The following is a 12,709-nucleotide window of genomic DNA, read 5'->3' as shown; positions in this document are numbered from 1 at the left end:
CAAGTATGCCGTAAGCGCAGGCGGCTGCTACGCCAGCTGCTGGCCGAGCCAGTGGCGCAGGTCGCCGATCTCTTCGGGGCAGACCGCGTGCGCCATCAGGTAGGTATGCCATTGCACGGTGTAGCCCAGCGACTGCAGCACGTCGCGGGAATCGACGCCGCGTTGCAGGATGACCACCGGATCGATGCTGCCGTGACCCCAGAAAATCGGGATGGTCGCGTTCGCCGCACTGCGCTCGCTGGCATGTGTGGCATACGTCGGAAGATAGGTCGACAGCGCAATGATGCCGGCCAGCTTTTGCGCATGATGCAGTCCGGCCGCCAGGGCGATCGCGCCACCTTGCGAGAAGCCGGCCAGCACGATTCGCTCACTCGGCACGCCGCGCTGATGCTCGCGGGCGATCAGCGTTTCCACCTCGGCCACCGACGCGCGCATGCCGGCCTCATCCTGGCGCGCATTGAGATCGAAGGCGGCGATGTCGTACCAGGCGCGCATCGACATGCCGTTGTTGATCGTCACCGGTCGCACCGGCGCATGCGGAAACACGAAGCGCAGCGCCGGCCATGCCCGGTCCACCAGCTGCGGCACGATCGGCGCGAAGTCGTTGCCGTCGGCACCAAGGCCGTGCAGCCAGATCACGCTGTGGCTTGGGTTGGGAGCGGTTTCGAGTTCGAGGGCGGGCAGGGTCATGGCTTCGGTTCGCGGCTGAAACGGCAAGGACGGCATCGTAGCAGCCGCTCTTGCGATTGTCGGCTCAAGCCGCTTGAGGTTTCGCCAGCTGACCCAGCGCACGCTGGTGCGAAGTGTGGATGCTGTCGCGTTCCGGTAGCTTGCGGGTTGCCACGCAGTCGATCCATTCAGCGGTGCCGAGTACGGCAGCGTAGCGCGACTGCTCGACCACGCTGAACACGCGATGGATCTCCTCGGCGCTGGCGAAGCCGGCACGGTTCGCATATGACACGCTGCCGGAGGCGTCCATCAGGAATTCCACCTGCAGGCCGGCGTCGAATGCGTGCTTGATCGTGGTGTCGTTGCAGTTGTGCGTCATGTAGCCGACCACGGTGAGGGTGTCGATCTCATTCTGACGCAGCCAGTCAGCCAGATCGGTGCCGGCGAACGCGCTCGGCAGGGCCTTACTCAGGTAGTGGTCGTGAGGGCGGCTGGTAACCACTTCGTGCAGCTGCCAGCCGTGCGAACCGGTGGCGAACAGTGGTGCATCGGCGGGGGACGACTGCTGCACCACGACCACCGGAATGCCGGCGGCGCGGGCGGCGTCCATCGCCTTGCCGATACTCTGCAGTGAACCGGCAATCGGCGGATATTCGATCCGCAGGCCACCGGTGTCGTATTCGTTCTGCACATCGATGACGACGAGAGCGCGGCGCGGATTGGTGGTCTGGGTCTTCACGATATTCCTCCTGGCTGGATTCGGTTGGGCGGGTCGGGACGGCTGTCCCGGCGAGGGAAATGATCCGCGGGGAAAGGTCTTGCCGACAGTGGCCCGAATGTCATAAATGACTATAATCGGGCCAATTCATCGAAGAGCGAAGACATGGCAGCGACGCGTGTGGCGATTGCGGCGTTCGACCAGATTCGGCCGTTCCACCTGTCGGTGCCGTGCGCGGTATTCGGCGAGGCGGCTGGTGCGGTACCGCTGTTCGACGTGCGCGTATGCGCAGTCGAGCCGGGCGAGCTGCGCAGCCAGATCGGTTTCACCATCGGTACGCGGTACGGTTTGCGTGAACTGGAGCGGGCGGCCATCGTGGTGGTGCCGTCATGGCGCGATGCACGCGAGCCGGCGCCGGAACCCCTGCTGGCTGCACTGCGTCGCGCGCACCGACGTGGCGCTTTGATAGTCGGTCTGTGCCTCGGTGCTTATGTGCTGGCCGAGGCAGGCCTGCTTGACGGTCGTCGTGCCACCACGCACTGGCGCTGGACCGAACTGTTTACACGACGCTTTCCGCAGGTGCGGGTCGAACCCAGCGTGCTGTACGTCGACGAGGGCGACGTACTCACCTCGGCCGGGACCGCTGCGGGTATCGACTGCTGCCTGCATGTAGTGCGCAAGCAGTTCGGTGCAGAGGTGACGAACCGCATCGCACGCACGCTGGTAGTGCCACCACACCGGCAGGGCAGCCAGGCGCAGTACATCGAGCAGCCGGTGCTGGCGACGGCCAGCGACAACCCGCTGACGAAGACACTGGGCTGGGCCGCACGCCACCTGGATACGCCACACAGCCTCGATTCGCTTGCCACCAAGGCGCTGATGAGCCGGCGCAGCTTCACCCGGCATTTCCGCCAGCACACCGGCACCACGGTTGGGCAGTGGTTGTTGGTGCAGCGCCTCGCGCTGGCGCAGCGGCTGCTGGAGACCACCGCGCAGCCGATCGAATGGATTGCCGAACGTGCCGGTTTCGGTTCCACGTTGTCTATGCGTCAGCATTTCGGCGCGACGTTCAATACAACGCCGTCGCTGTACCGGCGCGAGTTCAGAGGAGGCTGAGTAAAGCTTGCCTTCGGCCGAAATCCGCCACGGTGTACCGCGCAATGTCAGACAGCCGTGCACCCGTGACTTATGGCACAGCCCTTCGCGCGATATCGCCATGCTCGGCTATGCTGGTTTTTTGCTTGGGGATACATCCATGCGTCGAGTACTGCTTGCCAGCCTGATCGCCTTCTGTGTGCTGCCTGCGGTGGCCGCCACACCGCCGGCAACGGCGGCCGGCCCGCTCGACCTGGAAACCATCATGGCCAATCCCGACTGGATCGGGCAGGCGGTGGAGTCGCCGTACTGGAGCGTGGATGGGCGCAGCCTGTATTACTCGCTGAAGCGTGACGGCAGCCCGGTGCGCGATCTGTACAAGCTCGATCCGGCCAGCGGGCAGAGCATGAAGCTCGACCCGGCCGCGATGGCGCAGGCCGACGGTCAGGCGGTGTTCGATCGCGCGCACCGGCATGCGGCGTTCATCCTGCATGGCGATGTGTTCGTGGTCGATGTGGCCAATGGCCGGCGCCAGCAGGTGACGCGCACGCCGCAGGAGGAGTCCTCGCCGCAGTTCTCCGCCGACGGTCGTGCGCTGCAGTACCGCGACGGCAACGACTGGTACAGCTACGACCTGGCGAGTGGTGTCGCGGCACCGGTGGCGGTGCTGAATTTCGCCGACGATCCGCAGGCCAAGCAGCCCGACGACCTGGGCGAGCTGCAGCTCAAGCTGTTCAAGACGCTGCGCGAGATCAAGGCCGACAAGCAGGCCATGCGCGACGAGGACAAGGCGCTCGATGCGGCCGATCCGGGTCGCGCGCCGCGACCGTTCTGGCTGGGCGACAAGTCTCGCGCGGTCGATACCGAACTGTCGCCGGATGGCCGCTGGCTGCTGCTGGTGACAGTGCCGAAGGATCACGCGAGGGGCGAGGCGCCGAAGGTCAACCATTACGTCACGGACAGCGGCTATACCGAACCGCAGAACGCGCGCACCTATGTCGGTCGCAACGATCCCACGCCGCAGTCGCTGCTGCTGCTTGATCTGCAGAACCACCAGCAATACCCGCTGAAGACCGACAGCCTGCCGGGCATCAAGGACGATCCGCTCAAGGCGCTGCGCGCGCAGTCCGTCGCCGCGCTGGAGAAGGCCGGCAAGCAGGATGAAGCGAAGGCGCTGAAGGCACCGGAGCTGCGCGCGGTGCGCATCATCGCCAATTCGGAAGACGGCGGTGGCGGTGGCATCGTGTGGAGCGACGACGGCAGCCATCTCGCCATCCAGCTGCGCGCGATCGACAACAAGGACCGCTGGATCGCCAACGTCGATTTCAGCCGCCACGTGCTGGTCAACCAGCATCGCCTCACCGATAACGCGTGGATCAACTGGAATTTCAACGATTTCGGCTGGCTCAAGGACAACCGCACGCTGTGGTACATGAGCGAGGAAACCGGCTGGTCGCAGCTCTATGCCAAGACGCTGGATGGCAAGGCAAAGGCGCTGACCTCCGGCAAGTTCGAAGTCAGCCATCCGCTGCTCAGCGACGATGGCAAGTGGTTCTATGTGCGTACCAACCAGGTCGCGCCATATAGCTACGATGTCTACCGGCTGCCGGTCGATGGCGGTGCGCTTAGCCGCATCACCAGCTACCAGGGCATGGACGACTTCAAGCTGTCGCCGGACGGCAGCCAGCTCGCCGTGCTGCATTCCTCGCCCTACGTGTTCGCGCAGCTTGCGGTGCAGTCGAGCAGCGGCGGCGCGGCGCGCGAGCTGACCAACACGATGAAGCCGGCCTACACCGCGCATGACTGGATCGCACCGAAGATCGTCGAGGTGCCGTCCTCGCACGGCGCCGGGGTGATCTACGCGAAATACTACGGGCCAGCCGACGAGGCTGCCGCAGCATCTCGCCCCGCGGTGATCTTCGTGCACGGCGCCGGCTACCTGCAGAACGTCACGCTGTCATCCACGTATTACTTCCGCGAGCAGATGTTCCACAATCTGCTGGTGCAGCAGGGTTACGTGGTGCTCGACATGGACTACCGCGCCTCGGAAGGCTACGGCCGCGCCTGGCGCACTGCGATCTACGAGAAGATGGGCCATCCCGAGCTGGAAGACCTGCTCGACGGCAAGGCATGGCTGGTGAAGAACCACGGCATCGATGCGAAGCGTGTCGGCATCTATGGCGGCAGCTACGGTGGCTTCATGACCGAGATGGCGCTGCTGCGCGCGCCGGGTGAATTCGCCGCGGGCGCCGCCTTGCGCCCGGTCAGCGACTGGACGCTGTACAACCACGAATACACCGCCGACATCCTCAACGATCCACAGCTCGATCCTGCGGCGTACCAGACCAGCTCGCCGATCGAATACGCCGACAAGCTGCAGGACCCATTGCTGATCCAGCACGGCCTGATCGACGACAACGTGATGGCTGCCGATTCGATCCGCCTGTACCAGCGCTTCATCGAACTGCACAAGAAGAATTTCTGGATCTCGCTGTACCCGCTGGAACGACATGGCTTCGTGCACGCCGATTCGTGGTACGACGAATATCGGCGGATTGACGAGTTGTTTCAGACGTATGTGAAGCCGGTGAGCAACGCATCGGGTAGCTGAGTGATTCGTCGCCGGATGTGATGCCGTGAAACCGCGAGGAGCACGATCGCCGCCTCGCGGTTTCATGCGGACGATCACATCAGGACATCACCACGATCTCGGCGCGTTGTATCTCTGATTCACGGTTGGGCTGTGGACACGTGCAATGCCAGGCGGACGCGAGTAGCTTGATTGCCGTTTTACTCACGCCTTCGGTCATGAGGGGAAAAACATGCGCAAGTTACGGTTGGCCCTCGCGGCAGCTTGCCTGCTGCTTGCAAGCTGCTCGATGCCGCTGCCACCCGACAAGGCAGCCTACGCTGGCCAGTGGCAATCCTCGCAAATGTCCCTGAGTATCAAGCAGGACGGCAGCGTTGCCTACAAACGCCAGAGCGGCAATGAAAACACCTCCATGAATGGCCCATTGAAGAGCTTCGAGGGTAACAACTTCGTCGTCGGCATCGGCCCCATCAAGACCACGTTCGTGGTAACCACGCCGCCGCATGAAGACCAGGGCAAGTGGAAGATGGTGGTTGATGGCGTCGAGCTCACCAGGGCTCAGTGAGTGACTGATCAGGTGACTCATTTGCCCCACGTTGTGGCGCCGTGTGAAGGCGCCACAACCCCGTAACAGACTTCAGAGTTCTTGCCGGGTTACTTGACCACCACGGTGCCCGTCATGGTGGGGTGGAACTTGCAGAAGAACGCGAGCGTGCCGGCGGTAACAGTGATGCGTCCGCTGGTGTCCGGTTTCAGGTCGATGTCGAATTGGCCGTCGCGGGCAGTGGCGCTGTGTTCGAGGATGTCGTGATTGGTCCATTCGATGATGTCGCCGGCGCGGACGCCGGTCGGCATCGGGCCGTACTGCATCTGGTCGATCACGATCACATGCACGCGCTGGGCTTGCGCCGCCGGCTGCTGCTTCGCCGCGGTGGCGGCATTGGCCGGTGCGAAACCGCCGGTCAGCGCCAGCAGGCTGGCGAAAAGAATCGTCATGCGGAGCATGGAGGATTCCTTACTTCAGGCTCTGCGCGAGATGCTCGGCGTGTGCCTGGTGCGACTGGAACAGCTTGAGACCGGTTTCCAGCAGCGACTTCAGCTCCGCGTTCTGTGCCGACGGGATCAGCGTGCCGCTCAACGCGCCGTTGACGGCCTTGTGATACGCCACTTCGTTGTCGACGTAAGCCTTGTCGAACGCGCTGCCCTTGAGTGCTGCCAGCGTCTTGAGTTCGGCGGCGGCGTTCTTCGAGAGTGACTCACTGGTCGGGTTGTTCTCCGGCGTCACGCCCAGCTTCTTCACCAGCGCCAGCGCCTGGTCATTGACTGCCGTATGGTCGCGCTGCATTTCCTCGGCGAACGCACGCACCGCCTTGTTGTGCGACTTCTGCAGAGCCTGCTTGGCGGCGGTGACGTCGATCACTCCGGCGGTATAGGCGATGTGCGCGATCTGCGCGTCGTTGATGGCCGGTGCGGGGCTGGCAGCGGGGGTCTGGGCCTGCACACTGGCGACGGAAGCGATGCCAAAAGCGAGGGCGACGGCAAGCAGTGGCTTGTTCATGAGTGGTATCTCCTTGGATGGGCGAAATGGCAGCAGCGTGCCGGTGCCCATGGGATGCAGCAGCGACTCCGGGGTTCCGGTGCCCGGGTCGGGAACCTCGCGGGCGGCTGCCGCATCCGATCAGGTGTAAAAGGAGAGAACCATGACCTTGCCCGTCAAACTAGCCCCCGTCGATTACGCCGCACTGGACGACAACGCGCTGGTGGCGCTGGTCCGTAACGGCCAGCGTGAAGCGTTCCGCCACATCATGCAGCGCTGCAACCAGCGGTTGTTCCGCATTGCGCGCAGCGTGGTCGGCGAGGACTCGGAAGCGGAGGACGTGCTGCAGGAATCGTATATGCGCGCCTACAACAAGCTGGACACGTTTCGCGGTGACTCGACCCTGCTGACCTGGCTGACCAGCATCGTGCTGAACGAGGCGCGCGGCCGGCTGCGCAAGCGCCACAGCATGGTCGGGCTGGAACAGATCGATGCGGCTGCGGACGATAGTCACCAGGTCATCCAGTTTCCTTCGAAATTCGGCAATGAGGATCCGGCCGTATCCGCTGCCCGCGCACAGATCCGCCACCTGCTCGAACATGCCATCGACGAATTGCCGGAGGCGTTCCGCACGGTCTACGTGATGCGCGAGATCGAGGAGTGCACCGTCGAGGAAACCGCCAGCCAGCTGGCGATCAAGCCGGAGACGGTGAAGACCCGCCTGCATCGCGCACGCCGGCTGCTGCGTGCGTCATTGCAGGGAACACTGGCTGCCACCATGAGCGAGGCGTTCCCGTTCATGGGCCAGCGCTGCGCCCGTGTTACCGAGGCGGTGATGGCGCGGCTGGAGGCCGAGTCACCATAGTCCAGTATCGCGGAAGTCCGGATTCAGGCGAGCCGGTGCAGACCGGCGGCTTCGCGTGCAAGCAGTTCGATGGCCGGCCAGTCGCTGGTGGCGAGCAGGCTGGCTGGAGTCAGCCACGAACCGCCGACACAGATCACGTTGGACAAGGCAAGGAAATCCGGTGCACTGGCGAGGCTGATGCCGCCAGTAGGGCAGAAGCGAACCTGCGGCAGCGGGCTGGCCCAGGCGCCGAGCAGCTTGTGGCCACCGGCCGGCACCGCCGGGAAGAATTTGAGATGACGGTAACCGCGTTCGAGCAGGGCCATCACTTCGCTGGCGGTAGCGGCGCCGGGCAGCAGTGGCAGTTCGCTGTCGTCGGCAGCGTCGAGCAGGTATGGCGAGACGCCCGGCGAGACTGCGAAGCGCGCGCCGGCCTGTTGTGCTGCCTTCAGATCACGCGCGCTGAGCACGGTGCCGACGCCGATCATCGCGCCCTCCACTTCGGCGGCAATCGCGCGGATCGCTTCCAGTGCGGCTGCTGTGCGCAGAGTAACTTCGATCGCGGGCGTGCCACCGGCGACCAGGACGCGCGCCATCGGCACCGCGTGTCGTGCGTCGTCGATCACCACCACCGGAATCACCGGTGCCAGCCGCATCGTGGTTTCGATCTGTTGCTGCTTGAGTTCGATGCTGTTGGTCACGTGAGGCTCCAGATATTTTGTCCCCTCCCCCTGCAAGCAGGGGGAGGTTGTGACCGAAGGGAATCCCTCTTCGGGAGGAGGGGTTGCTTGAGCTGGCGATGAGATCAAGATCAAGAGCACCCCACCCCAGGCCCTCCCCTGCAAGCAGGGGAGGGAGCAAAGCTAAAGCACGCCGGCACCTAGATCCGCGGTGGTCGCCGCCTGCCGGAACAGGCCGAACAGTTCGCGGCCCATGCCGCTGTGCTGGGAAGACAGGTCGGTGGTGTGCGGCAGGCGCGCATCCAGTTCGTGTTTTTCCATCAAGACGTCCAGACGGCCATTCAAGGCGTCCAGGCGAATCATGTCGCCGTTGCGCACCTTCGCGATATTGCCACCGGCCACCGCTTCCGGCGTCACGTGGATCGCCGCCGGTACGCGACCGGAGGCACCGGACATGCGCCCATCGGTGAGCAGCGCAATGCGGTGGCCGCGGTCCTGCAGCAGCGTCAGCGTCGGGGTGAGCTTGTGCAGCTCGGGCATGCCGTTCGCCTGCGGACCCTGGAAGCGCACCACCGCCACGAAATCGCGATTCAACTCGCCGCGCTTGAACGCCGCGGGCACTTCGTCCTGATCCTGGAACACGATCGCCGGCGCCTCGATCACCAGCCGGTCGTCCGGTACGGAAGAGACCTTGATCACCGCACGACCAAGATTGCCCTGCAGCATGCGCAGACCGCCATCGGCGCGGAACGGTTCGTCGATGCCGCGCAGCACGCCGCGGTTGCCGCTTTGTTTCGACACCGGCATCCAGTGCAATGCGCCGGCCGCGTCCAGCTGCGGAATCTGCGCATAGCCGTCCATGCCGGTACCGAAGATGGTATTCACGTCGGCATGCAGCAGGCCCGCACTGAGCAGCTGGTCGATCAGGAACGCCATGCCGCCGGCGTCGTGGAACTGGTTCACGTCGGCGTAGCCATTCGGATAGACGCGCGCCAGCAGCGGGATCACGCCGGACAATGCATCGAAATCATCCCACCGCAACGCGATGCCAGCGGCGTGAGCGATCGCCACCAGATGTAGCAGGTGGTTGGTGGAGCCGCCGGTGGCGTGCAGGCCGATTACCCCATTGATGATCGCGCGCTCGTCGATGATGTGGCCAATCGGCAGGAAGTGCTCGCCCAGCGCACTGAGCGTGTTGACCCGCCGCACAACGTCGGCAGTGAGCGCATCGCGCAGCGGCGTGTCTGGTGCGGTGAAGCTGGCACCGGGCAGATGCAGGCCCATGATCTCCATCAGCATCTGGTTGGAGTTGGCGGTGCCGTAGAAGGTGCAGGTGCCGGGGGCGTGATACGACGCGGCCTCGACTTCCAGCAGCTCGGCCTTGCTCGCCTTGCCGTCGGCCCAGGCCTGGCGCACTTTCGATTTCTGTTCGTTCGGTATGCCGCTGGGCATCGGGCCGCTGGGCACGAAGGCGCCGGGCAGGTGACCGAAGCTCAGCGCGCCGATCAGCAGGCCGGGCACGATCTTGTCGCAGATGCCGAGGTACAGCGCGCCATCGAACATATCGTGCGACAACGACACCGCAGCGGCCATCGCGATCAGGTCGCGCGAGAACAGCGACAGCTGCATGCCGGGCTGGCCCTGGGTGACGCCGTCGCACATCGCCGGCACGCCGCCGGCGACCTGCGCAGTAAAGCCGGCGTCGCGGGCGATCTGGCGGATCAGTGCGGGATAACGCTCGTAAGGCTGATGTGCCGACAGCATGTCGTTGTAGGCGGTGATGATCGCGAGGTTGGCACGCCGGCCGTTGCGCAGCGCATCCTTGTCCGTGCTGCCGCAGGCGGCGAAGCCATGCGCGAGATTGCCGCAGGACAGATGCTCACGTTGCGGCCCGTGCCGATCGATCGCGTCGATCCGCTGGAGATAGGTCGCGCGCGTCTCGCGGCTGCGCTCGCGCAGACGTTCGGTGACTTCGGCAACGACGGGATGCAGCGTGCTCATGATTCAAATCCAGAAGTGAGTGGAGAGGAGTGAGAAGTGAGAGAAGGCGAAAGTGGTCGGCGCATTTCTCTCACTTCTCACTCCTCGTCTTTCGCTTCTCGCCTTCACGGGCACCAGTACACCGCCACCGGTACGCGCTGCTGGGTCATCACGGCGCGCACCGGATAATCCTTTGCGGTATCCAGGCCCAGCCGGACATCGGCGAGCAGTTCGCGCTTGTGCTCGCCCGTCACCAGCAGGTACAGCGCGCGGGTATCGAGCAGGGTTGGCAGGCTGAGCGTGATGCGCGGTTCGCCTGCGCCCGGTGCGTGCATCGGCAATACGCGGGCATGGCCTTCGAGGTCCAGCGCCGCGGCGAGATGGTCGCCACCGGGGAAGAACGAGGCGGTGTGGCCGTCGTCGCCCATGCCCAGCACCACGGCATCGAACGGCGACGGCAGTGCGTCGATGCGTGCGGCGGCCACGGCCAGACCTTCCTCGGGTGTAGCTGCGCCGGTGTAGAGCGGCACGAACGTGGCAGCTGCGGCCTGGTGCTGCAACAGCAGCGATTTCACCAGCCGCGCATTGGAGCGCTCGTCGCTGTCCGGCACCCAGCGTTCATCGACCAGGGTGACTTGCACGTGCTGCCAGTCCAGCGCTTCTTGCGACAGTCGCGCAAAGAAATCCTTCGGCGTACTGCCGCCGGAGACGGCAACGGTGGCGTGGCCGCGTTCGGCCAGCGCATGGCGCAGGCGTTCGGCGATCCGCTCGGCCAGCGCCACGGCCTGTGCGTTGCCGTCGGTGAAGCTGTGCGTGGTGACGTTCAGATGAGTAGTCATGAAAGGATCGTGGTACGCCCGCTGATCAGAGGATGCCGGCGCACTTCGCTGGGAGAGGGGAGGCAAAGTCTGCGGCACACGTCGGCATGGCCGGGTGAAGCGACAGTAAAGATCGTGGGTTATTCACTGTCTTCATTCCACGTACGGCCATCGCGTTCGATCAGTGCCACGGCGGCGCTCGGCCCCCAGCTGCCGGCGGCATACGGCCGCGGCGCTTCGCCACTGGCGGACCAGGCGGCGAGGATCGGGCCGGCCCAGCGCCATGCCGCTTCCACTTCATCGCGACGCATGAACAGGGTCGGGTTGCCGCGCACCACGTCGAGCAGCAAGCGCTCGTATGCATCCGGCTGCTGCACGCCGAACGCCTCGGCGAAACTCATGTCCAGCGGTACATGACGCAGGCGCAGGCCGCCCGGGCCGGGGTGCTTGATGGTCAGCCACAGCTTCACGCCTTCATCCGGCTGCAGCCGCAGCACCAGCCGGTTCTGCTTCAGCGTGCCGGCATCGGCATGGAAGATCGAATGCGGTACCGGCTTGAAGGTGACCACGATCTCCGAGACACGGCTCGGCAACCGCTTGCCGGTGCGCAGGTAGAACGGCACGCCGGCCCAGCGCCAGTTGGCGATTTCCGCCTTCAGCGCGACGAAGGTTTCGGTATTGGACTTGGTGTTGCCCAGCTCGTCCGGATAACCGGGCACGCTGGCGCCTTCGGCTACGCCGGCACGGTACTGGCCGCGCACGGTGAGCTGGGCGGCGTTGCTGTCGTCGATCGGTTTCAGCGAGTGCAGCACCTTCAGCTTCTCGTCGCGCACCGCATCGGGCGCCAGCGACGACGGCGGCTCCATCGCCACCATGCACAGCAGTTGCAGCATGTGGTTCTGCACCATGTCGCGCAGCGCGCCGGCGCGGTCGTAGTACGCGCCGCGATGGCCTACGCCTAGCGTTTCGCCGACGGTGATCTGCACGTGGTCGATGTGTCCGGCGTTCCACAGCGGCTCGAACAGCGCATTGCCGAAGCGCAGCACCAGCAGGTTCTGCACCGTTTCCTTGCCGAGGTAGTGGTCGATGCGGAAGGTCTGCGATTCGCTGAAGACCTTGCCGACCGCGTCGTTGATCTGGTTCGCGCTGGCGAGGTCGCGGCCGATCGGCTTCTCCAGCACCACGCGCGAGGCGCCTTCATTGAGCCGGTAATGGCCAAGGCGGCCGCAGATGTCGACGAACAGCTCCGGCGACGTCGACAGGTAGAACACCCGTACATGATCGGGCTGTGCACCGATGAAGCCGGCGAAATCGTCCCAGCCGTCGTCCTTGCGCGCGTCCAGCGGGCGGTAGAACACCTGTTGCAGGAAGGTGTCGAGCCTGGCCGCGTCGCAGATGCTGATCAGCGCCTCACGCAACAGCGCGCGGTAGCCAGCGTCGTCCAGCGCTTCGCGGGCGATGCCGATGATCCGGCTGCTGGCCGGGATCTGGCCGTCGAGGAAGCGATGGAACAGGGCCGGCAGCAGCTTGCGCACGGCGAGATCGCCAGTGCCACCGAAAATCACCAGGTCGAACGGTTCGACCGATTGGGAGGAAGCAGTCACGCAGTCACCTCGACTCGATGCCGGATGGCGGGCAGAGGGCCTGGCGGCGCGTCTTGCCCGGGGTGTCGATGATCGTACCAGTGAAATACCAGATCAGCTACCGCTATGCATACGAATTCATAAACTCGGGTCGCTTTACCGAAATATCCTTATAACTAGCCGTTTGGCGAAGCT

General features: G+C 64.6%; 12 protein-coding genes. 4 read left to right on the top strand and 8 right to left on the bottom strand.

What is annotated here, in order from left to right; genetic code table 11:
- Positions 1 to 27: 27 nt before the first annotated feature.
- Positions 28 to 690, bottom strand: coding sequence for an alpha/beta hydrolase-fold protein (locus tag B0E51_RS02095; protein ID WP_077443297.1), 663 nt, complete (start codon positions 688 to 690; stop codon positions 28 to 30).
- A gap of 64 nt (positions 691 to 754) precedes the next feature.
- Positions 755 to 1,408, bottom strand: a complete 654-nt coding sequence (locus tag B0E51_RS02090; protein WP_077443147.1) for a cysteine hydrolase family protein — start codon at positions 1,406 to 1,408, stop codon at positions 755 to 757.
- 144 nt (positions 1,409 to 1,552) lie between these two features.
- On the opposite strand from B0E51_RS02090, the gene B0E51_RS02085 reads away from it, so the two are divergent.
- From B0E51_RS02085 to B0E51_RS02075, 3 genes are all read left to right on the top strand, one after another.
- Positions 1,553 to 2,503, top strand: a complete 951-nt coding sequence (locus tag B0E51_RS02085) for a helix-turn-helix domain-containing protein (RefSeq protein WP_077443146.1) — start codon at positions 1,553 to 1,555, stop codon at positions 2,501 to 2,503.
- Positions 2,504 to 2,642: 139 nt separating this feature from the next.
- On the top strand, positions 2,643 to 5,093 hold the full coding sequence (locus B0E51_RS02080) for a prolyl oligopeptidase family serine peptidase (RefSeq protein WP_077443145.1): 2,451 nt from the start codon (positions 2,643 to 2,645) through the stop codon (positions 5,091 to 5,093).
- 268 nt (positions 5,094 to 5,361) lie between these two features.
- Positions 5,362 to 5,637 carry a hypothetical protein gene (locus tag B0E51_RS02075; protein WP_254424367.1) on the top strand — a complete coding sequence of 92 codons (276 nt, stop codon included), beginning with the start codon at positions 5,362 to 5,364 and terminating at the stop codon, positions 5,635 to 5,637.
- 89 nt (positions 5,638 to 5,726) lie between these two features.
- Here B0E51_RS02075 and B0E51_RS02070 read toward each other — a convergent pair whose 3' ends face one another.
- Positions 5,727 to 6,077: a cupredoxin domain-containing protein gene (locus tag B0E51_RS02070; RefSeq protein ID WP_077443143.1), complete on the bottom strand. Its 351-nt coding sequence runs from the start codon at positions 6,075 to 6,077 to the stop codon at positions 5,727 to 5,729.
- 10 nt (positions 6,078 to 6,087) lie between these two features.
- Positions 6,088 to 6,630 (bottom strand): DUF4142 domain-containing protein, encoded by a 543-nt coding sequence (locus B0E51_RS02065; RefSeq protein ID WP_077443296.1) that lies wholly within the window; start codon positions 6,628 to 6,630, stop codon positions 6,088 to 6,090.
- A 142-nt stretch (positions 6,631 to 6,772) separates the two neighbouring features.
- Here B0E51_RS02065 and B0E51_RS02060 point away from each other — a divergent pair, with 142 nt between their 5' ends.
- Positions 6,773 to 7,474 carry an RNA polymerase sigma factor gene (locus tag B0E51_RS02060; protein WP_077443142.1) on the top strand — a complete coding sequence of 234 codons (702 nt, stop codon included), beginning with the start codon at positions 6,773 to 6,775 and terminating at the stop codon, positions 7,472 to 7,474.
- A gap of 23 nt (positions 7,475 to 7,497) precedes the next feature.
- Here B0E51_RS02060 and eda read toward each other — a convergent pair whose 3' ends face one another.
- From eda to zwf, 4 genes are all read right to left on the bottom strand, one after another.
- Positions 7,498 to 8,154, bottom strand: a complete 657-nt coding sequence (eda, locus tag B0E51_RS02055) for a bifunctional 4-hydroxy-2-oxoglutarate aldolase/2-dehydro-3-deoxy-phosphogluconate aldolase (protein ID WP_077443141.1) — start codon at positions 8,152 to 8,154, stop codon at positions 7,498 to 7,500.
- Positions 8,155 to 8,316: 162 nt separating this feature from the next.
- Entirely contained in the window at positions 8,317 to 10,134 is a 1,818-nt protein-coding gene (edd, locus tag B0E51_RS02050) for a phosphogluconate dehydratase (RefSeq protein ID WP_077443140.1), read from the bottom strand.
- A 104-nt stretch (positions 10,135 to 10,238) separates the two neighbouring features.
- Positions 10,239 to 10,952, bottom strand: coding sequence for a 6-phosphogluconolactonase (gene pgl, locus B0E51_RS02045; protein WP_077443139.1), 714 nt, complete (start codon positions 10,950 to 10,952; stop codon positions 10,239 to 10,241).
- Positions 10,953 to 11,071: 119 nt separating this feature from the next.
- Positions 11,072 to 12,535, bottom strand: coding sequence for a glucose-6-phosphate dehydrogenase (gene zwf, locus B0E51_RS02040; RefSeq protein ID WP_077443138.1), 1,464 nt, complete (start codon positions 12,533 to 12,535; stop codon positions 11,072 to 11,074).
- Between the last annotated feature and the right edge of the window lie 174 nt (positions 12,536 to 12,709).

Source organism: Rhodanobacter sp. C05 (genome assembly GCF_002001165.1).
Lineage (GTDB): Bacteria > Pseudomonadota > Gammaproteobacteria > Xanthomonadales > Rhodanobacteraceae > Rhodanobacter.
This window is presented reverse-complemented; position numbering and strand designations above follow the sequence as displayed.